This is a genomic window from Fimbriimonadaceae bacterium, from assembly GCA_023957775.1.
Taxonomy (GTDB): Bacteria; Armatimonadota; Fimbriimonadia; order Fimbriimonadales; family Fimbriimonadaceae; genus JAMLGR01.
This window is the reverse complement of record JAMLGR010000011.1, coordinates 66,886-89,000: the sequence shown is the minus strand read 5'-3', so window position 1 is coordinate 89,000 and position 22,115 is coordinate 66,886. Positions and strand designations below refer to the sequence as shown.

The window sequence follows — 22,115 nt, the reverse complement described above, 5'->3', positions numbered from 1 at the left end:
GGACGATGGGACATTCGGCGTTCCGGGCAATCGGTAACGAAAGTTTGCAAACGAGGTAGAATGGAGGCGTTACGCTCCATTAGCTCCAGGTTTTCCCGTTGGCTCCCGCCTCCTTGGCCGGTTCTCAAAGCGATCTCCCTGTCTTTTGAACCGAAACAACTACGATACGAGGAGGCCATCCATGGCTACAAAAACACTTTACGTCGGCAATCTGCCGTACTCCATGACCGAGAGCGATCTCCAGAACCAATTCTCCAAATACGGGGCCAGCAACGCCCGCATCATCGAGGGGCGCGGCTTCGGCTTCGTCGACATCGATGCGGACCAGTTGGACACCGCCGTCGAGGAGTGCAACCAGAAGGACGTGGGCGGTCGAACGCTCACCGTCAACGAGGCCAAGCCGAAGTCCAGCTCGGGCGGCGGCGGTGGCGGTGGCGGTGGCTACGGCAACCGCGGCGGCGGTGGCGGCGGAAACCGCTGGTAGGTTTTGCGCTCTGACGAGAAGCCCAGTCGGCATCGAGCCGGCTGGGCTTCTTTTGTTTGTTCGGCCGTGACTTAGCCCGGCCGGATCCACCCCTGAGGCCAAACCACATCTTTGGCCCGCGCTTTGGGCGTCACGTCGAGACTCACGATGCGGCCCGCGCGCGCCACGCACTGCACGGTGGTGTTGCCTGGGGCACGGAGCTTGAAGTCGACGGCCCACGTTTTGGGCCAAGCGGGCAAGAGGAGGATCTTCCCTCCCGCCTCCAACGGCTCGGTCTGCAGCAGCATGAGATTCGCGGTGTTCAGCAGGTTGCCGCCGTGGTTCTGGTCGGGCAGCCAGTCGTAGTTCGGGCCCCAAGTCGCGGGCCATCGATAGGCGGGGTTGGAGTTCGCGCACTTCACTTTGAGAATCCGCGCGGCCTCCTCGGTCATCCCAAGCAGGGCCGCCACGTTGCCGTCGTACCCCCATCCCGTGTCGAGGTGGCTGCCTCGGTGGGCGTACGCCCGTTTCGCCTCATCGAGCAACTCCGGGTGGCCAAGCGACACCAGTTGGAAGGGCCAGACCGCATAGAGTTCGCCGTTCTCGACGTTGCTTCGGGTCGGATCGTACTTCTGCGCCGGGGCAAGTTCACGTTCGCCTTCGTTGGTCTCCAACGGAAGGTCAGGACACGCCGAGCGCATGCGTTCGAAGAACTCGCGCTGGACGCGGGTGACCAGGCTCTGGGGCAGCGCGGTCAACCGCTGAGTGATCGCGATCAGGCCGGCGGCGGTCGGCATGTCGTTCACGACCCCGGTCCAGTACGTCTCGACCACTTGCGTAGGGTCGAGGCGGATCTTGCCCATGGAGTCCTTCCGAAAGCGACTGTCGAAGTAACGCAACACCGACTCCGCCATCGGAAGCACGCGACCTTTGAGGAAGTTGGCATCGCGCGTGTAGTCCCAGCGGTCCAGCATGAGGGCGACGAGCTCGGGTCCTTGGTTCCACGCGTCGTCCCACCAGGGGCACAGCACGTCTCTGGGCTCGTGGCCGGTGCGGTCCCAGCCGTAGTCGCCCCCGGAGTAGGTGCCCCAGACCGTCATCGTCTCCGGGAAGTACGCGCCCTGCGCGTAGTGGTATTTCCGGCTCCTCGATTCGGCCAGTGGCCGCGCGTTCTCGTAGAGCTTGAAGAACGGCTCCATCAAATCGAAGTCGCCCGTCGCGAGCATCGGGTGGACGGTGTGCCGCACGTTCTGGAACCAGTGGCAGTCGCCCCAGTTGCGCCAGTCGGGGTTGAAGGGCCGCCCCATCGCCGTCGGCTCGACCGTGTAGCTGCCCCCGTTGAACTTGATGGGAAACTCGCCTCGGCCCTGACACGCGTTCACGAAGCGTTGGAGAACGTAGCCGCGCGTCACCAACGAGCCGCGTTCGGCGGGCCGATGGGCCACTCGCACCCCGTCGAGGTATATCGCCGCTTCGCCCGTCTCGGCGTCGTAGGTCGCGCCGACCCGTTGCGCGACGCCGAGTTTGAGGCACTCCGGTGCGACGAGCGTCATGGAGCCCACGATCAGCCGCAACGCGTTGCCCGGGTGCGTGTCGAACAGGTAACCGTCCATTCCGCCCGGCGTGATCTTGTCGAAGATACGTCCGGGCTTCAGTTCGGTGGGAACGATCGTCGCCATCAGGGTCAACCCCTGTCGATGGGCTGAGTCGGGAAAGGAGGGGTCTGTCGAGGCGGCCATCTGAAGAAACGCGGGTCCAGACACCGCTGCATCCCACTGGCGCCACGCGTCGATCGTCCCGGAAAACACATTGCCGCCCGATCCATCGACCCCTCGGCGCAACGCGTGCATGTTGGCGGGGACCGGGTGTGCGTCGTCATCGCCGTCGACGAACACCCAGGACCGGTCCCAGAAACCCCGCCACCAACCCCGCGTCCGCTTCTCGGCCGTCCGGAGATCGGACCGACGCGCCTCGCGGCGAAGTCCGGCCAGCCACGCCTCGAGGGTGCGGGTTTGGGCGGTGTGGGTGGCGATCTTGACGTCGAACTGGCTGAGCGCCCCGTCCGACGCGAGGGTCTGATCGTCTCTCCGGTGGAACTTCGCCCCTTCGACGCGGCCGCCGAACGTGCGGTGAAGCAACGGGTCCCTCGTTCCCTTCAACCCGGTGAGGGACTGGTTCGCCAGCACCTTCGGCACCACCGACGTCTCGTTGCGGTGGACCCACTCGACGGCCGGATCCGCGGTCTTCAGGAAGCGGTCGGCCGACTCCACCAAGGGGAATGGGGCGTCGTGGACCGACCATGCCGACTGCTTCTCGGCCGCCGGAAGGGCACGATCTGCCGTTCGCCACGATTCGACGGCGACGGAGACGCGCACCGGTCGCTCCGATCGGCCGCTCAGGTGGATGACGTTGGCTCCCGAGTCGACGAACAGCCCCAACGAGAGCCCCCCGCCGGCAACTGTCACAGCTCCATCGCGGAGGTGGAGGTGCTGGAGGAAATCGGAAGCGCGCCCGAGCACGTTCGGCGAGAAGTGGACGCGCACCCTTCCCAGCTTGAGGATGCGGCTGATCTCGGAGAGCGTGTCGTCCCGCGCGATCAGGAAGAGAAGGTCCCCGGTTTCTTGCTCGACCCACACATTGAGGACGACTTCGCCGTTGCCGATCGGCATCGATCCCGCGGCGTCCGCGGACGGGGAGTTCCACACGACATCGTACGCGTCGAGTTTGTGCGGGCTCATCGGAAGGAGGAGGGCAAGGACGGGCAACATCGCTTCCAGTGTCCCCCATGGCCGGTGGGGTAGCGTCGTTTCATGCTGCAAACACTGGTCGCCCTCGTCGCGGCCTCGGGGGTTCCAGTATCCCCGCCCCAGGCCGCCCAGTCGTTTTCACGCAAAGTGAGCGTGACAGTCTCCGGCCGCTACCAGTTGTCGTTGCCGGAAGGCTACGAAAGCGGCCGGGAGCGCTACCCCCTCCTGCTGTTCCTGCACGGTGCTGGGGAGCGCGGCGACGATCTGGAGCGCGCAGGCATCCACGGGCCGCTCAAAGAGATCCGCAAGGGTCGCAAGCTGCCGTTCATCGTGGTCGCCCCCTTGTGTCCGTCCGACATGGCCTGGGATCCTCTCATGCTCTCGGGGTTGCTGGACGAGGTCGAGTCGAAGTGGCGCGTGGACAAGGACCGCGAGTACGTGACGGGGCTGAGCCTCGGCGGGTTCGGGACCTACACGCTCGCGTCCTTCTCGCCCAAACGCTTTGCGGCCATCGCGCCGATCGCGGGCTGGGCCAGCCGCTGGATCGCGTCGACGATCAAAGAAATCCCCATCTGGTCGACGCACGGCGACGCCGATCCGGCGGTGCCGCTCGATCAGGAAGCACCCTTGATCGCCGCCTTGAAGGAGGCGGGCGCGGACGTTCGGTTCGACGTGATCGCGGGCGGAACGCACGACGTATGGAGCGACGTGTATGCGGGCGACGCCCTCTACGCGTGGCTCCTCGAGCATCGCCGCAAGAGGTAGCTCATATGCGCGGTCGCGCGTGGGCTTTAAGGATCGCGTCGGTTGCGGCGGGCCACGTGTGGCCGCCCTCGCGCGCGAACCAGACGACGTCGTAGCGGTTCTTCGACGGCCCGTACTTCACGCGGGGGCTTCGACGGGCGCCAAACAAAAAACAATGGAACTTCCGCAGGGACACAGGGATTCCCCAACTGTGGTCGAATCGCTTTCGACCCTGGAGGTCTCAATGAAAAGAAGCTTAGTCACCCTATCCCTGTTCGCACTTGGCGCCGCCTCGTTCGCGCAGACGTTTCAGTTCCAAGTCACCATCGAGAACCTCGGCCCACAACCCTTGAGCCCCTTGTTCTGGTCGGCTGGCAACAGCAGCTTTGACATCTTCCAGCTCGGCGGCACGTCCTCCGCCGGCATCAAGGCCATCGCGGAAGGCGGCAACACCGCCCCCATGATGGGCATCGCCGGTGCGGCCGGCGCAGATGTGTTCTCCTTCGGAACGCTTCCGGGCGGCCCCTTGGGCCCCGGCGGGTCGAACTCGGGGCTCTTCTCGACCGACAACGCCCACCCTTTTTTCAGCTTTGCGATGATGCTCGGCAAGACCAACGACGGGTTCCTCGGGGAGAGCTTCTCGACCTCGAACCTGAGCCTTTTCAATCAGGGGACGCCCGAGGGCTTCTCCATGACGATCACCGGGCTTCGCGCGTGGGACGCGGGCACCGAGATGAACACGCAGAACGCCGCGGACCTCGGGTTCTTGGGCGGATCGGGCAATCCGGCGGACGCGAACACGGCCATCCGAATCCACGACTCCGTCACCCCTGGCGTCGGCGACAGTTGGGCGCAGATGCCGGACTGGGATCGCGGCACGCCCCTTGCGCGGGTCACGGTCACTCCGGTTCCCGAGCCCGCTTCGATGCTGGCGCTCGGTCTTGGCGCGGTGGCTCTGCTTCGTCGACGACGCAAGTAGGGCGGTCGGAGCCCACTCGGCCCGCTCGAGAGTTCGAGCGGGCCGTTCCCATGTCCTCGGAGCAGCTACTTGCCGACCGCTCTCTTCAACCTCCCGTTCGATACAGCGCCAATCGCCGAATCAGGGGCGTTCCCACACTCTTCACCACGCGGAGCCGCACTTCGGACACCCTCACGGGCTCGAACTTGTCGATCTTCTTGTGCCCGATGGCGGTGCCGTGGGCGATCACCTTCCACTCTCCGTCGACGCGGCCCTCGATCGCGTACTCCCGCACGCGCTCGCCCTCGGCGATCTCCTCCATTGTCACCACCGCGTCGATCACCGACGGCGCCGAAGGGCTGACGCTCACCACCTCGCCCTTGCCGCTGACATCGGCGATCGCCAGGCCGTACCGGCGCTCGATCTCCGCACCGAACTCGGCCGACCGCTTCACGTCCGCCTCCGGAATGAGCCCGGACGTGTCCGGGGTGTTGTTCAGCAGCAGCACGGCCCCGTGGCCCACGCTCTTCTCGTACATCTCCATCAGCTTGTCCACCGACTTCAAGGAGCCGGCGTTGTGCGTGTTCCAGAACCACGTGTTGCGCATCCGGCAGTCCACCTCGTTCGGCAGCCACCGGTCCCCATCGGGATCGCCGTCCGCCGAAGTGAGCGTTCCCCACGTCTTCGGGTCGAACTTCGCACCGTTCCACGACGGGTAGGGCGCAAACCCCTCCTCGTTGCCAACCCAGCGGATGCTGGCGTGCGGCCCCTGGAACACGACGGCCTTTGGAGCGTACTTCTCAAGAATGTCCCCCACTGGAAACACGAGACTGCCGTCGAACCACACCTCGAAAATCGGGCCGTATCGAGAGAGCAACTCGGTGAGCTGGGTTCGGAACCTCTTCTCGTAGGCCGATTGGACCTCCGGGGTCTTCGCCTTGCCCCCGACCGCCACCCCGAACTTGCGGTCCATCGGCGACAGATACACGCCCAGCTTCAAGCCGAACTTCTGGCACGACTTCGCAAGATCGGCCATCACGTCGCCCTTGCCGCCCTTCCAAGGGGTGCTTTTCACGCTGTAGTCCGTCGTCGTTGTCTGCCACCAGCAAAAGCCGCCCACGTGCTTGGCGACAAACACGATGTACTTTGCGCCCATCGATCGAGCCGTGCGCGCCCACTGGTCGGTGTCGAGCTTGGCGGGGTGGATCGCACTCATCGGAGTGCTGAGATCGTCCCCCTCGTTGTCCTGCCATGTGTTGGGTGCGAAGTGGATGAACATCCCGATTTCCGCGTCTTGCCACGCGAGTTGTTCGGGAGTTGGTTTGGGCAGGTTCTGGGCGAGGATCATGGCGGCGAGAATCGAGAGCATTTGGGCGCGGTTTACCTGATGGACATCGCGCACAATGCGGGGGTGTGGAGGTCGTGTCGATGATCGGATTGTTGTTGGTGTGCGCGGCGTTGGCCGGGCAGGGACCCTGGACTCCCCTTCGGTTGGCCGACGGGTTGGCGCGCGGGGCGGTCGCATCGGGCGACGAGGCGTCGCTCGAGCAGTGGTTCGGGGGCAGGGAGAAACTCGCGCAAGGTGCCGATCCCAAGGTGCAGGATCGAACGGTGGCCTGGGCGATCGAGCCGCCTCAAGGAAGTCGCAACGTCGCGGTCCGCGCGGAAGGTGGTCCTTTCGAGCTGCGCCTCCAGAAGGTAGGAGCGAGGCTGTTCGTCGGCGCCGAGCAACTGCCCGAAGGGGAGGGATTCCGTTGGCGCTACGTGGTGGACGGCGATCCGGTCGGGAACCCTCGGGACCTCGAGGTGTACACGATGCCGCCCGAGTCCAAGGCAGACCCGAACGTGCCCGCGGGCAAGCTCGAGCAGCAGCCAAAGTTGGAGAGCAAGATCTTCGGCGGCACGCTGCACGACTGGTGGGTATACACGCCCGCCGGGTTTGATCCAGAGAAGGAGTCGAACCTCGTGATCTTCCAAGACGGGCAGTGGGCCCAGAGCTACGCGCCGGTGTATTTCGACCACTTGATCGCGAGGGGCGAGCTGCCGCAGACCGTGGTGCTCTTTGTGACGCCCGGGACGTTCCCCGATGGCAAGTCCGACCGTTCGCGCGAGTACGACACCCTCAGCGACGCCTATGTGAGGTTTCTCTTGGAGGAGCTGCTCCCGCCGGTCGACGCTCGATTCCGGATCACGAAAGACCCGATGCGCCGATGCGTTGCCGGACTGAGTTCAGGCGGCATCTGCAGCTTCACTGCGGCCTGGCAACGTCCCGATCGGTTCGGTCTCGTGATGTCCTGGATCGGCAGCTTCACCAACATCGCTTCGGGCGAGTCACTCCGCGAGGGCGGACACAACTACCCCGCGTTGATCCGCAAGACGCCCAAGAAGCCCATACGGGTGTTCCTGCAGGACGGGGAGAACGACCTGGACAACGTGCACGGGAACTGGCCGCTTTCGAACCGGCAGATGGCGCGCGCGCTCGAATTCCGCGGCTACGACCTCAAGACCGTGTGGGGCAAGGGATTCCACTCGGACAAGCAGGGGCGCGCCACCATGGCCGACGCCCTGCGCTGGCTCTTCCGCCCTGGGTAGGGGGGCTCGCAAAGAAAAAACGCCTGGACCCTAAGGGGCCCAGGCGTGGGTGGCCTCCGCTCAGCGGCGGCGGCGGCGCGCGGCGAGGGCGCCGATTCCCGTCACGATGGCGAGCATCGAAGCGGGTTCGGGCACGGGGTTGGCCGAGACGATCACATTGTCCACGCGGTCCGTACCTGCGCTTGCGACCGTTCCGCCATTCGCGGAGACCGTGCTGGCGTCGGTCAATCGAAGGTAGATGTTGGCCTGGTTGTCCAGCGCCGTCACGCTGCTCATGTCCACGTCGAACGAGTAGGCGGGATCGCTGGTCGTGGGGTTCCAAGTGTTGTTCGGGGATGCGTTGGCAAGCACCGTGTACACCGAGCCGAAGTCCGTGAACGTCGTCCCGTTCGTGCTGTATTGGATCTGGAAGTCGCGCGGGCCGGTGTTGCTGCTCGCCTGGTCGAACTGGAAGCGCACACCGAACAGTCCGATGGTCGAGACCTGGAACTGGTAGTAGTCGCCGACTCCCCAGTTGTTCGAGCTGAACGACTCCGTCGAGCCGTTGCCCGACGGGTTGCTGTAAACCGTCGCCGTGCTCGTGTGGAATCCGGTCGCGGCTCCCGCGCCGCTCTCCGGGCTGAAGGGTCCCGCAGATGTGGGAACCGAGACTTCGAAGGTCCAGTTCGCGATCTCGACGGCATTGGCCGCAGTCGCTGACATGACGAGAGTGGCGACCGCCACGGAAAGAATGGTGTTTTTCACGAGTCTCCTTTTTGAGGCACCCAATGCCCCACAACTTGCCACTCACTTTACCGGAGCCCGTTGAATGGATGGATTAAGCAACTGCTAAGGAGGCGCGCGCACGTGTGGAGGATTCGCAATAACTGGTGACTTTGCCAGGTAGGTTTGCCCTGGTACGATTGCGTGTACCACTGTGGAGGATGGAAAAGAAATGGGCAAGGTGAGAGTTCTGGTTGGCACCAAGAAGGGCGCGTTCGTCTGCACGGCGGACGCCCAGCGGCGGGACTGGAAGATCGAGGGGCCCCATTTCACGGGCTGGGAGGTCTACCACGTCAAGGGTTCACCCGTCGATCCCAACCGCATTTACGCTTCGCAGACCAGCGGCTGGTTCGGGCAGGTGATCCAGCGCTCCGACGACGGCGGCAAGACGTGGGATACGCCTGGAAGCACCGAGGAAGAGCGCATGACGTCTTGGGGCATGCCAGGGGGCGAGAGCAACAAGTTCGTCTACGACGGGGTCGCCGGTACGCACAAAACGTTCGATGGCACCGAGGTGCCTTGGGTCTTCAAGCGGGTTTGGCACCTCGAACCTTCGCTCGACGATCCGGATTCGGTCTACGCCGGCGTCGAAGATGCCGCGCTGTTCAAGTCGACCAACGGAGGAGCCACCTGGTCGGAACTGTCGGGTCTGCGCCAGCACACGACCGGCAAGGATTGGCAACCCGGCGCGGGCGGGATGTGCCTGCACACGGTGTTGATCGATCCTTCGGACCCGAAGCGCATGTTCGTGGCGATCTCCGCGGCCGGCGCCTTTCGGACCGACGACGGCGGCGCCACGTGGAAACCGATCAACAGGGGGTTGCGCTCCGGGTTCATGCCCAAGGAGGATGCCGAGGTCGGGCACTGCGTCCACCGCATCGCGTTCCACCCGTCCAATCCCGACCGCCTGTACATGCAGAAGCACTGGGACATCATGCGCAGCGACGACGCGGGCGAGATGTGGGCCGAGGTGAGCGGCAACCTGCCGTCCGATTTCGGCTTCCCGATCGACGTGCACGCGCACGAACCGGAGACGATCTACGTGGTGCCGATCAAGAGCGACTCCGAGCACGTTCCGCCGGACGGAAAGCTGCGGGTGTACCGCAGCCGGACCGGGGGCAACGAGTGGGAAGCGCTCACCAACGGCCTGCCGCAGAGCCACTGCTACGTGAACGTTCTGCGCGAGGCCATGGCCGTGGATTCGCTCGACGAGTGCGGCGTCTACTTCGGCACCACTGGGGGTCAGGTCTATGTCTCTCCGGACGGCGGCGATCACTGGAGCGCGATCAACGAGCACTTCCCGCCCGTGCTGAGCGTCGAGGTTCAGACCCTGGCGTGATGGTTCGAGTCGTGCTTCCCCACCACCTCCGCAACCTCGCCCGCGTGGGTGCGGAGGTGTCCGTGGACGTTGCCGGTCCGGTGTCTGTCGCCTCGATCCTCGACGCTTTGGAAAGGGACTACCCCAATCTCAGGGGCACGATCCGCGACCACGGGACGCTGAAACGGCGACCCTTCCTTCGGTTTTTCGCTTGCGGCGAGGACTGGTCTATGGAGCCACCGGAGACCGAGCTTCCCGAAGCGATCGCGACGGGCGAAGAGCCGTTCCTGGTCATCGGCGCAATCGCCGGCGGCTGATCCTGACAAACCCAGGGGTGCCACGCCCGCTGGACTGGCGTGCCGAGAACTGCCGCTCCTACGAGGGAACACGCCCGACGAGCGGGCGTGGCACCCTCGACAGGGAGCTGGCTAGTACGTCGCCTGTTCCGGTTCCACGTGCTCGACCCAGGCACGGATGCCCCCGGCGACGTTGCGCACCTTGCCGAAACCAGCCGTACGAAGGAATAGGCACGCCTCCGCGCTGCGGGCGCCGGAGAGGCAGTAGACGACGATCTCGTCAGCGGTGTCCAACTCGTTCATGCGTGCCGCAAGGTCCTGCAACGGGATGAGCCGCGCTCCTTCGATTCGGTTGATCTCCCACTCGTGAGGCTCCCGCACGTCGATGAGCACGTGGGGCGCGCCCGCGTCCCGCAGCTTCTTCAGCTCCCCGACCGAAATCTCGTCCTCGAACACCGCTTGGTTGGAGCCGTGCCCGGGCACGCCGCAGAAATCGTGGTAGTCGATCAACTCCGTCACCGTGGCTTGGTCGCCGCACACCGGGCAACTGGGGTCGCGACGGATCGCAAGTTCGCGGAACCGCATCGCCAGCGCGTCGTAAAGGAGGAGTCGACCCACCAACGGTTCGCCCTTGCCAAGAATCAGCTTCACCGCTTCCGTGGCCTGGATGAGCCCGATCACGCCCGGCAAGATGCCCAACACTCCGCCCTCCGCGCAGCTCGGAACCAACCCGGGAGGAGGGGGCTCGGGGAAGAGACAACGGTAGCACGGCCCGTCCGGATGCGCCAAAACCGAAGTTTGGCCGTCGAACCGGAAGATCGAGCCGTAGACGTTCGGCTTGCCAAGCATCACACAAGCGTCGTTCACGAGGTAGCGCGTCGGAAAGTTGTCCGTCCCGTCGACCACCACGTCGTAGTCGGAGAGAATCTCGAGCGCGTTCTCGCTCGAGAGCAACACCTCGTGGCGATCTACCCTCACGTGGGGGTTGATGCCGCGGATCGTCTCAGCCGCCGAGTCCAGTTTGCTGCGCCCTACATCGTCGGTGCCGTGGATGACCTGGCGCTGAAGATTCGTCAGGTCCACCACGTCGAAGTCCACCAATCCTATTCGCCCAACTCCGGCGGCGGCCAGATACATCGCTGCGGGGGAGCCAAGACCCCCTGCCCCAATGAGCAGGACGCTTGCCCCTTTGAGTCGCCGTTGGCCCTCAAGGCCCACCTTGGGCATGATCAGGTGCCGGCTGTACCGGAGAATCTCTTCGCGGGAGAGCCCGTCGGATTGCCCAACCACCTTCGGCTTCATCGTCTCCAACCTCCGGCAACACCCTCGACGTCCGCATCGAGGGCCGCCTAGACGCCCGATCCATTATGGAGCTAGGGGCTCCTATCGAGCCCACCAAGCCCTCCGGAAAGGGTACAATACACCATAGATAAAAACAACCAAAGTCCTTCGAGTCGAAGGCCCCCCACCACCATCGCGCTTGTGGGCAGCTACGTCCCTCGCCAATGCGGAATCGCAACCTTCAGCGCCGATCTTGCGCGCACCCTATCCGAAATCGATTCCACTCTGACCATCGACTCGGTCGCCATGAGCGACCGCACCGATTACCCCTACCCTGAGCGCGTTCGGTGCGAGATTTCCGAACAGGACCTGGAGTCTTACGGCCCCGCGGCCGACTTCATCAACCACGCGAGATACGACGTGCTTTCGGTTCAGCACGAATACGGCATCTTTGGCGGCGAGGCCGGCAGCTACCTGCTTCGGCTGGTGCGCGAGGCGAAGATGCCGATCGTCACGACGCTCCACACCGTGCTGCGCGAGCCCTCCAACGCCCAGAGAGAAGTCCTGGACGAGCTCCTTCAACTCTCCGAGCGAGTCGTGGTCATGAGCAAGAAGGCGGTCGGATTCCTCTCCGACGTCCACGCCGTTCCTCTGGACAAGATCGATCTCATCCCCCACGGGATTCCCGACATCGCCCAAGCGGCGGGTTCGGACTTCCGCGCGACACTGGGAATCGAGGGTCCGATGATCCTCACCTTTGGCCTTCTCTCGCCGGACAAGGGCATTCAGTACGTGATCGAGGCGATGCCCGAGATCGTGCGCACCCACCCGGGGACGACCTACTTCGTTGTGGGCGCAACGCACCCGAACGTTCGCGCCTCGGCAGGCGAGAGCTATCGCGAAAGCCTGGTCGCGCTCGCCGAACGCCTTGGCGTGGCAGGAAACATCCGCTTCGTCGATCGGTTCGTGACCAGCGAAGAGCTGGTCGACTACCTGGCCGCGATGGACCTGTACATCACCCCGTATCTGAACCCCCACCAGATCACGTCGGGAACGCTCGCGTATGCCGTTGGGGCGGGCAAGGCGGTCATTTCCACGCCCTACTGGTACGCCGAAGAGCTGCTTGCCGAGGGCAGAGGCAGGCTCGTGCCGTTTCGGGACGCCGAAGCGATCGCCAAGGAGGTGTGTGCGATCCAATCGAGCCCCGAGGAGCGCCTCGAGATGGGCCGGCGCGCCGCCGACTACGGCCGCCAAATGCTGTGGCCCGAAGTGGGACGGAGGTATCTCGAATCCTTCGCCCGAGCGAGCCGAGAGAGCTCCGAGAGGCTTCGGGAGCTGGTGCATCCGACGCAGCTCTCCAGGTGGTCGCCGGAATCGCTCCCCTCGATTCGACTCGACCACCTCCACGATCTCAGCGACGACACGGGCATCCTCCAGCACGCGAACTTCGCCATTCCCAACCGCCCGGAGGGGTACTGCGTCGACGACAACGCACGGGCGCTTCTGTACACCGTGTTCTTGGCCGAACTCAAGCCGCTTTCGGCGAGGACGGCTCGACTCCAGAGCCGCTACCTCAGCTTCGTCCACCACGCGTACAACCCCGACAACGGCCGGTTCCGAAACTTCATGAGCTTCGACCGGCGGTGGCTCGAATCCGCAGGTTCGGAAGACTCGCATGGAAGGGCACTCTGGGCTCTTGGCGTCACGGCCCGCCGGTGCGAGATCGCATCCCGGCGCCATCTGGCCCGCAACCTCTTCGAGCTGGGCGCCCCCGCACTCTTGGAAACGACGAGCCTTCGCACTTGGGCGTACGGCGTCTTGGCAATCGGCGAATACCTGCTTGCGCCAGACAGCGATCCCAAGATGCGGCTTCTGCTCCGGACGATGGCCGATCGACTCTGGACCGCCTACCAAACGTCCCAGAGCCCCGAGTGGCCCTGGTTCGAACATCGACTCACCTACGCCAACGCCCGCCTCGCCCAAGCCTTGCTCGTCGCGGGACACACCCTTGAGAACCAGGCCATGAGCGATGCGGGGCTGGACTCGCTCGCGTGGCTCATGGACATCCAGACCGGCCCAGGCGGAGTCTTCGCGCCCATCGGTTCGAACGGCTTCTACCTGCGCGGCGAAGAGCGCAGTATGTTCGACCAGCAGCCGATCGAGGCGGCGGGCTCCGTCTCCGCGTGTCTCGCGGCGGGCACTCTCACTGGCAACCCCGTCTGGAGATCCGAGGCCCTGCGGGCATTCCGTTGGTTCCTAGGCGAAAACATGCTCGGACTGCCAGCCTACGATCCGAGCACGGGCGGCTGCTGCGACGGCCTTCATGCCGAGCGGGTCAATCGCAACCAGGGTGCCGAGTCGACCCTTTCCTACCTCATGGCATTGGCGGAACTTCGCAAGACCCCTCATTCCATTCGAACCCGCCCCATGGAGACCTTCTCGCATGAAATCAAACCAGTTTGAGGTCTTGCTCGAGCGGCACCCCAACAACCCCATCTTGACAGCGGCGGATTGGCCCTACCCAGTCCACAGCGTCTTCAACCCGGGTGCGACCCTGCTCGCCGACGGCACCACGCTGCTCCTTTGCCGAGCGGAAGACCGACGGGGGATCTCCCATCTCTGTGCCGCGCGTTCCGAGAACGGCATCGACGGTTGGACCATTGACGACGAGCCCACCTTCTCGCCCGACCCCATCAACTATCCCGAAGAGCTTTGGGGCATCGAGGACCCGCGCATCACCTTCATGCCCGAGTTGGGGGAATACCTCGTCACGTACACAGCCTTTGGGAAGTCCGGGCCCGGAGTGGCGATCGCGGCGACCCGCGACTTCAAGAAGTTCGAACGCTTCGGACTGGTGATGCAGGCCGACGACAAGGACGCCGCGCTCCTGCCGCGCCGATTCAACGGCGAGTACGCCCTGATCCACCGCCCCTCGGGGGCCCACATGTGGCTGTCTTTCTCTCCCGACCTTCGGAACTGGGGAGGGCACATGATGTTCTTGCCTGCCCGCCGCGGCGCGTGGTGGGATGCCAACAAGATCGGCCTGTCGCCGCCTCCGATCGAAACCGAGCGAGGTTGGCTGGTGATGTACCACGGGGTCCGCCACCACGCGTCCGGCTCCATCTACCGGCTCGGCCTGGCCCTGTTCGACCTTGAGAATCCTCAGACGTGTCTCATCCGGAGCCAGTCCTGGATGTTCGGCCCCGAGGCGCCGTACGAGGTTGCTGGCGACGTGGGCTACGCGGTCTTCCCTTGTGGAACCACACTCGCTTCAGATGGCGATACGCTTCGCGTCTACTATGGTGCGGCAGACAGCAGCATCTGTCTTGCCACGGCAAGCGTTCGGAAGATGTTGGACTGGCTCGACCGGGACGGGACCGAGTTCACCGGTGTGGCGGGGCAACTTGCCGAACGCATCCAACTCGGATCTGCGTTCTAAGCCCAGCCATCCCTGTTCTTCGAATCAGCCTGAATTGGCATCGATCTTCGCGCGCACCGCAACCCGATCGAGGGGGCGCGGCGCCCCATCCGGGCCGAACGGCTGTTTGAAATTGAAGGCCTCCGGCGACGGGCCGCACACGTCCAGCTGGGACATCCGCGCGGCCGCCTCCTCGAACGTCGGGACGTGATCGTCGGGAATCCACCACGCCACGAATCCGGGCCGTCCGGTCGGTTCGAACCACTCCCGCCGCTGGGACATCGCTTCGCCGTGCGCTCCGTGGTAGGCGTAAGCGGCCACGGACTCGAGATCATCCCAAACCGACAGGGTCATGGGAAGGCGGCGCGGCTCTCCGATCGCCTCGTAGTAGCGAGGCGGCACGAGTTGGCCCCAGGAGTGCTCCATGTTGGGGTAGCTTCGCCGCGATCGGTCGACGAACCCCTTGCTCGCCTCGGCTGCCTCGAAGACCGCTTGGAACCGATCGACGAATCCCTGTACCTCCGGATCGCCCATTGGGGACCTCAGAAGCCCGATCGTGCTGAACGCCAGCCTCGCCATTTCGATGCAAGCATACCGATCCCCCGGCGCTGAGGTGCGATCGGTGGACAATGAAAGCATGTCCGCCGGATGGCGACCGCCGGAGCTACCCTGCAGTCAAGGGTGCCCTGCCGCCTTGCCTGTCGTTGTCGCCAGATCGGCCCCAGGACAAGCGAGCACCGGCACGCCAAGGAACGCACGATGGATCTCAAGACGACCTACCTCGGATTCGAACTCCCCCATCCCCTCGTCGCCTCCTCGTCTCCCCAATCGAAGAACGTGGACGGCATCAAGCGCCTTGCCGACGCCGGCGCTGCGGCGATCACGCTCTTCTCCCTGTTCGAAGAGCAGATCCGCAACGAGCAGGAGACCATGGAGTTCCTCATGGGCAGGAGCACCTACAGTTCGCCCGAGTCGCTGGACTACTTCCCCTTGGCGGACGAGTACAACGTGGGTCCGGACGCCTACCTCGAGCTGATCTACCAGGCGTCCAAGGCCGTCGAAGTCCCGATCATCGCCAGCCTCAACGGCATCACCGAACTGGGCTGGATCCAGTACGCGCGCGACATGGTCGAAGCTGGCGCGCGCGGGCTGGAGCTGAACCTCTTCTTCCTGCCCGTCGACCTCGAGCTGACCACCGAAGAGATCGAGCAGCAGTACGTGAACGTGGTCGCGAACGTACGGGAGGCGGTCGATGTCCCGATCGCGGTCAAGCTGTCCCCCTACTTCACGGCGACGGGCAATATGGCCAAGCGGCTGGTGGACGCCGGAGCGAGTGGCCTCGTCCTGTTCAACCGCTTCTACCAACCCGACTTCGACATCGAAGGCCGCGTGGTGGAGTCGAGGCTCGAACTCAGCCACCCGATCGAGATCCGGCTTCCGCTGCTGTGGATTTCCGTCTTGTACGGCCGTCTCGAGTGTTCCTTGGCAGCCACCACCGGCGTGGAGAGCGCCACGGAGGTTCTCAAGTACGTCATGGCGGGCGCCGACGCCGTGATGACGACCTCGGCGCTCCTACGCCACGGGGAGCGCCACCTGCGCACGATGCTGGACGGCGTGAAACGGTGGATGGAGAAGCACGACTTCGAGTCGGTGGAGCAGATGAAGGGCTCGATGAGCCTCGAAAAGTGCGGCGAGCCTGGAGCGTTCGTCCGCGCCAACTACCTCAAGATGCTGCAAAGCTACATCCCGGCCGGCCCCATGGGCATCCTGTAGCCGGCTGCCCTGTCTTAGTCGCCCAACATGGCCCTGGCGATGACGACGCGCTGGATCTCGCTCGTGCCCTCGTAGATCTCTGTGATCCGCTGGTCGCGGTACAGGCGCTCGACGGGGAACTCTTTCATAAACCCATAGCCACCGTGGATCTGGAGCGCCTTGTGGCACACGCGGTGCGCCATCTCCGCCGCGAACAGCTTGACCATCGCGGACTCCTTCGTGTGCCGGATGTGCTGGTCCTTCATCCACGCCACGCGGTAGAGCATGGTCTTGGCGACCTCGACCTCGGTGGCCATGTCGGCGATCATGAACTGAAGCGCCTGGAACTCCGAGATCTTGTGTCCGAACTGCTTGCGGTCCTTCGCGTACTTGATCGCCTCGTTGAGGGCCCCCTCGGCAATGCCCACGGCTTGCGCCGCGATGCCGATGCGTCCGCCATCCAACGTGGTGAGCGCGACGTTCAAACCCTTGTTCTCGATGCCCAGCATCGCGCTGGCGGGCACGCGGCAGTCCGTGAAGACCATCTCGGTGGTGCTCGACGTGCGGATCCCGAGCTTGTTCTCGTGCCGCCCGACCTTGAACCCGGGGGTCGAACTGGGGATTAGAAACGCCGAAACGCCCTTCGCGCCTTTGTCGGGATCGGTCTGGAAAAAGCCGATGATCACGTCGGCGAACCCGCCGTTCGTGGTGAAGTTCTTGGTGCCGTTCAGCACGAACTCGTCGCCCTCGCGCACCGCCACGGCCTTGAGGGACCCGGGGTCGCTTCCCGCCCCCGCTTCGGTGATCGAGAAGCAGCCCATCCACTCGCCGCTGGCGAGTTTCGGCAAATAGGTGCCCTTCTGCTCGTCCGTTCCCCACTTGCCGATCGTGTCGTTCACCAGCGAGTTTTGGACCGAGACCGCCACAGAGGTGCCCGCGTCGATCTTGCTCAGTTCGATCATGACCCCCACGTAGGCAAGCGCCCCCAAATTCGTGCCGCCATACTCCTCGGCCACGGTCATGCCCATAAAGCCGAGTTGTCCGAGTTCGCGCAGGGCCTCGTGATTGACCTCCTGCTTCTCGTCCAACTCCTCGACCCTCGCTGCGAGGCGCCCCTCGGCGAACTTGCGGGCCTCCTCCCAAACGAGGTGGATCTCGTCGTCCAGATGGAAGTCCATTAGTGCACCTCTTCGCGCGGATGGGTCTTCACCCAATCGCGGATGTAGTCCACGATATCGCCCGGGTCGTCCCCCGGGCCGAACAGGCGTCCCACGCCCAGCTTGGTCAGGGTCTCCTGATCCTTCGTGGGAATGATGCCGCCGCCGGTCAGCAGGCGATCCCCGATGCCCTCTTCCAGCATCAGCGCCCGGATGCGCTTGAAGTGCGTCATGTGCGCGCCCGAAAGCACCGACAAGCCGATGACGTCGGCGTCCTCTTCGAGCGCCGCCGCGACGATCGACTCCGGCGTCTGCCGCAGGCCGAGATAGACGACCTCCATCCCCGCCTCCACCAACGACCGCGCGACGACTTTCGCCCCGCGGTCGTGCCCGTCGAGGCCGGGCTTGCCCACCACCACTTTGATCGGAACCTCGCTCATTGCCGCTCCTAGAAGAAAGAATCCTCCCGATACTCCCCAAACACGTTGATCAGCGCCTGTGTGATCTCGCCCTCGGTCGCATAGGCCCTCGAGCAGTCGAGCAGGTGCGGAATCAGGTTTTCCTTGGTCCGTGCGGCCTTTTCGAGCTTGTCGAGCCGGTCCTTGACCGCCACGTTGTCGCGATTCTCGCGGACAGCCTTCACCTTCGCGATCTGGTCGGGCTCCACGGCCTCGTCGATCTCGAGGATCGGAATCTCAAGCGTCTCGTCCTCGTTGACGAACTCGTTGACGCCCACCATCACCTTGGTCTTCTCCGAGAGAGCGCGCTGATACTCGAAGGCCGCGTGGGTGATCTCCTGCTGCGGATAGCCCTTTTCGATGGCCTTGACCATGCCGCCCATCTCTTCGATCTGCTTGAAGTAACGCTCGGCGTCCTCCTCGATCTCGCGGGTCAGCGCTTCGACGAAGAACGAACCGCCCAGCGGGTCGGCCACGTTCGCCGCGCCGCTCTCGAACGCGATGACCTGCTGCGTGCGCAGCGCGATCTCCACAGCCTTGTCCGAAGGAAGGGCGAGCGCCTCGTCCATCGAGTTCGTGTGCAGACTTTGGCAGCCGCCGAGCACTCCGGCAAGCGCCTCGAGAGCGGTGCGGACGATGTTGACTTCGGGTTGCTGCGCGGTCAGGCTGCATCCGGCAGTCTGCACGTGGAACCGGCAGAGCCACGACCGCGGGTTCTTCGCGCCGTAGCGCTCCTTCATGTGCCGCGCCCAGATACGCCGGGCCGCGCGGAGCTTGGCGATCTCCTCGAAGAAGTCGAGGTGCGAGTTGAAGAAGAACGAGAGCCGGGGGGCGAACTCGTCGACGTCCAGCCCCGCTTCGATCGCGTGCTCGACGTAGGTGAACCCGTCCATCAGCGTGAACGCCAGCTCCTGCGCGGCCGTGGCGCCGGCCTCGCGGATGTGGTAGCCGCTGATGGAAATCGTGTTCCACTGCGGCACGTGGTCGGCGCAGAACGCGAACAGGTCCGTGATGATCCGCAGGTGCGGCTCGGGCGGGAAAATCCACTCCTTCTGCGCGATGTACTCCTTCAGGATGTCGTTCTGCAGCGTGCCGCGCAGCTTGGCGAACGGGATGCCCTGCTTCTCGGCGTTGGCCAGGAACATCGTGAAGATCCACGCCGCCGGCGCGTTGATCGTCATCGAGGTGGAGACCTGATCGAGCGGGATGGCGTCGAAGAGCCGCTCCATGTCGGCCAGCGAGTCCACGGCCACGCCGGTCTTGCCCACTTCGCCTTCCGAAAGCGGATGGTCCGAGTCCCAGCCGTAAAGCGTGGGGTTGTCGAAGGCGGTGGAGAGCCCCGTCTGCCCCCTGGCCAAGAGGAACTTGAACCGCTCGTTCGTCTGCTCGGCGTTGCCCATGCCCGCGAACTGGCGCATCGTCCAGAGCTTGCCGCGGTACATCGTCGGGTGCACGCCGCGCGTGTAGGGGTACTGGCCGGGAAGGCCCAGTTGGGCGTGCAGGTCTTCGGCGTGCACGTCGTGCTCGGTGTAGAGGGGCTTCACCGGCCGCCCGGAAACGGTGGTGTAGTCTGCCTCGCGCACGGGCGCGCCGGTCTGGGTGTCAATCGTCTTTTCGGCCATGTTTTTTCGCCGTCCTTCGGCTTATCTCTATCTTGGAACACGCGTCGCGCACATAGGTATACGGGGATTCGCCCGACTTGACAAGCTCCTCCGCCTTGGTTCGGATCTCGGCCTCGGCCCCGGTGAGCTCCTCCACCTGGCGCCACAAGTGTTGCTGGATGCGTTCGCGGATCTCCCGTTCCATACGCTCCTGGCGCAACTCGTCGTGCCGACCGGATTCCACGAGGGCCTCCGCCTGACGCTCGATCTCGGCAACGAGCTTGTCGATCCCCTCCTTGTTCTGGGCGGACACCCGAAGCACGGGAGGAATGGGTTTGTGCGGTCGAGGGCCTCCCAAACTGAACAGGAATCGAAGCGATTGCAGAACGGTCTCGACCCCGGGCAAATCGGCTTTGTTGACGACGATCAGGTCCGCGGCCTCGATAATCCCAGCCTTGAGGGTTTGGATCGCATCCCCCGTGCTGGGCTGAAGCACCAGCACGACGATGTCCACGCACGACATGACGTCGAGCTCTGCTTGGCCGACCCCCACGGTCTCGATGAGGATGCGGTCCATGCCGAATCCTTCGAGAACGTCGGCGACGTACGGTGTCGCGGGCGACAGTCCGCCGTGCCCTTCGCGCGACGCCAGGGACCGCAGGAAGATCCGGTGGTCGCCGACCAGCTTCTCCATGCGCACCCGGTCGCCCATGAACGCCCCGCCGGTGAAGGGGCTCGAAGGATCGACCGCGACCACTCCGATGCGGTGCTCCTGGTCCGCCAAACCCAGCGCCACGGTCGCGGTGAGGGTGCTCTTTCCCACGCCGGGCGGGCCGGTGATGCCGATCCGGACGGCTTTGCCGAGCTTCGGCATCAATCGATCCCGCACGGTGGGGACGAGGCGCGGATCGTTCTCGATGAGCGTGATCAGGCGCGCGCACGCGCGGCGGTTGCCCGCGAAAAACGAATCCCAGAGGCTAGGCGCGGGGATCTGTGCGCTTTCCCTGCTGGTCGATTTCATGCTCTCCGATTTCACCGCCAATGGCTCCACTATGGCTCATTGGAGGCCTCCCGAGCCAAGGGGGTCGAACCTCTCGTTGGATTGAGATTGCGAAAAAGGAACGCAACGCGACTTGCGATTTGGTAGGCTCGAAATGGAGTAGCGAGCAAAACCATGAGCACTGATAAGATCACCCCTTCGAGACGACAGTTCCTGCAAGCGACGGGAGGTCTGGCTGCCGCCACGGCGGTGTCCGGATTCCGCCTGCCCAACGTCCACGTCCAAGGCAGCGACATGATCCAGGTCGCCTTGGTCGGTTGCGGCGGCCGGGGCAGCGGCGCGGCGGTCAACGCGGTCTCCACCACGAGCGGCCCCATCAAGCTGGTGGCGATGGCCGACCTGTTCGAAGATCGGCTCAAGAGCAGCTACGACAACCTCAGCAAGGGACTGGGCGACAAGATGGACGTTCCGCCGGACCGGCGCTTCCTGGGCTTCGACGCGTACCAGAAGGCGATGGCGTGCCTCAAGCCCGGAGACGTCGTCATCCTCACCACGCCGCCCGCGTTTCGGTGGGTGCATTTCGGGCACGCGATCTCGAAGAAGCTGAACGTGTTCATGGAGAAGCCGGTCACGGTGGACGGCCCGACATGCAAACGCATGATGCAGTTGGGTGAACAAGCCTCTGCGGCGAACCTCAAGGTCGGCGTGGGCCTCATGTCGCGCCACGCGCACGGGCTCCAAGAGCTGCACGAGCGCATCCAGAACGGCGAACTGGGCGACATCGTCCTCATGCGCGGCTACCGCATGCACGGCCCCGCCGGGTTCTTCGAGTCCCTGCCCAAGCCGGACGACATCAGCCATCTCGACTACCAGATCCGCCGGTTCCACAGCTTCCTCTGGGCTAGCGGCGGGTGCTTCAGCGACTTCTACATCCACCACGTCGACCACCTGTGCTGGATGAAGAACGCGTGGCCCGTCAGCGCGCAAGCCCTCGGCGGCCGCCACTACAAGACCAACGCGGACGGCATCCCGTTCGTGGACCAGAACTTCGACACCTACTCGGTGGAGTACACGTTCGAGGACGGAAGCAAGTTCTACTTCGACGGCCGGTGCGTCGCCGGAGCCCACGGCATCTACTCGAGCTACGTGCACGGCACCAAGGGGGTCGCGATCGCGGCGCGCGCCAACGACTGCGGCGGGCCTGCGGCGATCTACAGCGGCCAGAACCCGGACTCCTCGAAGGTGGTCTGGCAGTCGAAAGACAACACGAATCCGTACCAGAACGAGTGGGACGAGCTGATCGCCGCGATCCGCGCCGACAAGCCGTACAACGAGGTCAAGCGCGGCGTACAGGCGAGCATGGTGACGAGCATGGGGCGGATGGCCGCCCACACCGGCGAGCTGATCACCTACCAGCAGATGCTGGATTGCCCGCACGAGTTCGCCCCGGGGCTCGACAAGCAGACCAGCGACGCCCCGTCGCCGCTGATGCCCGGCCCCGACGGCCGCTATCCGATCCCCGAGCCCGGAAAGAAGCCCGGACGGGAGTATTGATCGTTCGTCGTTTG

At 64.5% G+C, this 22,115-nt stretch carries 19 protein-coding genes; 10 read left to right on the top strand and 9 right to left on the bottom strand.

All coding sequences use genetic code 11. The features are described 5' to 3' along the window. The first annotated feature begins 181 nt into the window (after nucleotides 1-181). On the top strand, nucleotides 182-484 hold the full coding sequence (locus M9921_10560; GenBank protein MCO5297287.1) for an RNA-binding protein: 303 nt from the start codon (nucleotides 182-184) through the stop codon (nucleotides 482-484). 71 nt (nucleotides 485-555) lie between these two features. On the opposite strand, the gene M9921_10555 is transcribed toward M9921_10560, so the two are convergent. Further along, complete coding sequence (locus M9921_10555) at nucleotides 556-3,231, bottom strand: DUF5703 domain-containing protein (GenBank protein ID MCO5297286.1); 2,676 nt, start codon at nucleotides 3,229-3,231, stop codon at nucleotides 556-558. Nucleotides 3,232-3,273: 42 nt separating this feature from the next. Between M9921_10555 and M9921_10550 the strand changes: the two genes are divergently transcribed. Both M9921_10550 and M9921_10545 read left to right on the top strand, forming a co-directional pair. Beyond that, on the top strand, nucleotides 3,274-3,975 hold the full coding sequence (locus tag M9921_10550) for an alpha/beta hydrolase-fold protein (GenBank protein ID MCO5297285.1): 702 nt from the start codon (nucleotides 3,274-3,276) through the stop codon (nucleotides 3,973-3,975). Nucleotides 3,976-4,198: 223 nt separating this feature from the next. After that, nucleotides 4,199-4,933, top strand: coding sequence for a spondin domain-containing protein (locus M9921_10545; protein ID MCO5297284.1), 735 nt, complete (start codon nucleotides 4,199-4,201; stop codon nucleotides 4,931-4,933). 85 nt (nucleotides 4,934-5,018) lie between these two features. On the opposite strand, the gene M9921_10540 is transcribed toward M9921_10545, so the two are convergent. Next, nucleotides 5,019-6,281: an alpha-L-fucosidase gene (locus M9921_10540; protein MCO5297283.1), complete on the bottom strand. Its 1,263-nt coding sequence runs from the start codon at nucleotides 6,279-6,281 to the stop codon at nucleotides 5,019-5,021. A gap of 44 nt (nucleotides 6,282-6,325) precedes the next feature. On the opposite strand from M9921_10540, the gene M9921_10535 reads away from it, so the two are divergent. Next, nucleotides 6,326-7,504, top strand: coding sequence for an alpha/beta hydrolase-fold protein (locus M9921_10535; GenBank protein ID MCO5297282.1), 1,179 nt, complete (start codon nucleotides 6,326-6,328; stop codon nucleotides 7,502-7,504). Between the two features lie 60 nt (nucleotides 7,505-7,564). Here M9921_10535 and M9921_10530 read toward each other — a convergent pair whose 3' ends face one another. Then, entirely contained in the window at nucleotides 7,565-8,248 is a 684-nt protein-coding gene (locus M9921_10530; GenBank protein MCO5297281.1) for a PEP-CTERM sorting domain-containing protein, read from the bottom strand. 199 nt (nucleotides 8,249-8,447) lie between these two features. Here M9921_10530 and M9921_10525 point away from each other — a divergent pair, with 199 nt between their 5' ends. Both M9921_10525 and M9921_10520 read left to right on the top strand, forming a co-directional pair. Further along, the gene (locus M9921_10525) at nucleotides 8,448-9,605 is read left to right on the top strand and encodes a hypothetical protein (GenBank protein MCO5297280.1); all 1,158 of its coding nucleotides are present in this window, start codon (nucleotides 8,448-8,450) and stop codon (nucleotides 9,603-9,605) included. Next, nucleotides 9,605-9,901, top strand: coding sequence for a MoaD/ThiS family protein (locus tag M9921_10520; GenBank protein ID MCO5297279.1), 297 nt, complete (start codon nucleotides 9,605-9,607; stop codon nucleotides 9,899-9,901). The genes M9921_10525 and M9921_10520 overlap by 1 nt, the downstream gene beginning before the upstream one ends. Nucleotides 9,902-10,012: 111 nt before the next feature. On the opposite strand, the gene moeB is transcribed toward M9921_10520, so the two are convergent. Then, nucleotides 10,013-11,182, bottom strand: coding sequence for a molybdopterin-synthase adenylyltransferase MoeB (moeB, locus tag M9921_10515; protein MCO5297278.1), 1,170 nt, complete (start codon nucleotides 11,180-11,182; stop codon nucleotides 10,013-10,015). A gap of 285 nt (nucleotides 11,183-11,467) precedes the next feature. Between moeB and M9921_10510 the strand changes: the two genes are divergently transcribed. Continuing rightward, the gene (locus M9921_10510; protein ID MCO5297277.1) at nucleotides 11,468-13,624 is read left to right on the top strand and encodes a glycosyltransferase family 4 protein; all 2,157 of its coding nucleotides are present in this window, start codon (nucleotides 11,468-11,470) and stop codon (nucleotides 13,622-13,624) included. After that, nucleotides 13,605-14,600 (top strand): hypothetical protein, encoded by a 996-nt coding sequence (locus M9921_10505; GenBank protein MCO5297276.1) that lies wholly within the window; start codon nucleotides 13,605-13,607, stop codon nucleotides 14,598-14,600. Before M9921_10510 ends, M9921_10505 begins: the two co-directional genes overlap by 20 nt. 24 nt (nucleotides 14,601-14,624) lie before the next feature. On the opposite strand, the gene M9921_10500 is transcribed toward M9921_10505, so the two are convergent. Beyond that, on the bottom strand, nucleotides 14,625-15,158 hold the full coding sequence (locus M9921_10500) for a DUF3291 domain-containing protein (protein MCO5297275.1): 534 nt from the start codon (nucleotides 15,156-15,158) through the stop codon (nucleotides 14,625-14,627). Between the two features lie 180 nt (nucleotides 15,159-15,338). On the opposite strand from M9921_10500, the gene M9921_10495 reads away from it, so the two are divergent. Continuing rightward, nucleotides 15,339-16,352, top strand: coding sequence for a dihydroorotate dehydrogenase-like protein (locus tag M9921_10495; GenBank protein ID MCO5297274.1), 1,014 nt, complete (start codon nucleotides 15,339-15,341; stop codon nucleotides 16,350-16,352). Nucleotides 16,353-16,366: 14 nt separating this feature from the next. On the opposite strand, the gene M9921_10490 is transcribed toward M9921_10495, so the two are convergent. The 4 genes from M9921_10490 to meaB are packed head-to-tail and all read right to left on the bottom strand — an operon-like array spanning nucleotide 16,367 to nucleotide 20,568. Next, a complete protein-coding gene (locus M9921_10490; protein ID MCO5297273.1) occupies nucleotides 16,367-17,509 on the bottom strand; it encodes an acyl-CoA dehydrogenase family protein in 1,143 nt (380 codons plus the stop codon). Beyond that, nucleotides 17,509-17,928, bottom strand: coding sequence for a cobalamin B12-binding domain-containing protein (locus M9921_10485; protein MCO5297272.1), 420 nt, complete (start codon nucleotides 17,926-17,928; stop codon nucleotides 17,509-17,511). The genes M9921_10490 and M9921_10485 overlap by 1 nt, the downstream gene beginning before the upstream one ends. 8 nt (nucleotides 17,929-17,936) lie before the next feature. Continuing rightward, nucleotides 17,937-19,568: a methylmalonyl-CoA mutase family protein gene (locus M9921_10480; GenBank protein MCO5297271.1), complete on the bottom strand. Its 1,632-nt coding sequence runs from the start codon at nucleotides 19,566-19,568 to the stop codon at nucleotides 17,937-17,939. Continuing rightward, nucleotides 19,549-20,568 (bottom strand): methylmalonyl Co-A mutase-associated GTPase MeaB, encoded by a 1,020-nt coding sequence (gene meaB / locus M9921_10475; protein MCO5297270.1) that lies wholly within the window; start codon nucleotides 20,566-20,568, stop codon nucleotides 19,549-19,551. Before meaB ends, M9921_10480 begins: the two co-directional genes overlap by 20 nt. 153 nt (nucleotides 20,569-20,721) lie before the next feature. Here meaB and M9921_10470 point away from each other — a divergent pair, with 153 nt between their 5' ends. Continuing rightward, a complete protein-coding gene (locus tag M9921_10470) occupies nucleotides 20,722-22,101 on the top strand; it encodes a Gfo/Idh/MocA family oxidoreductase (protein MCO5297269.1) in 1,380 nt (459 codons plus the stop codon). Nucleotides 22,102-22,115 lie beyond the last annotated feature (14 nt).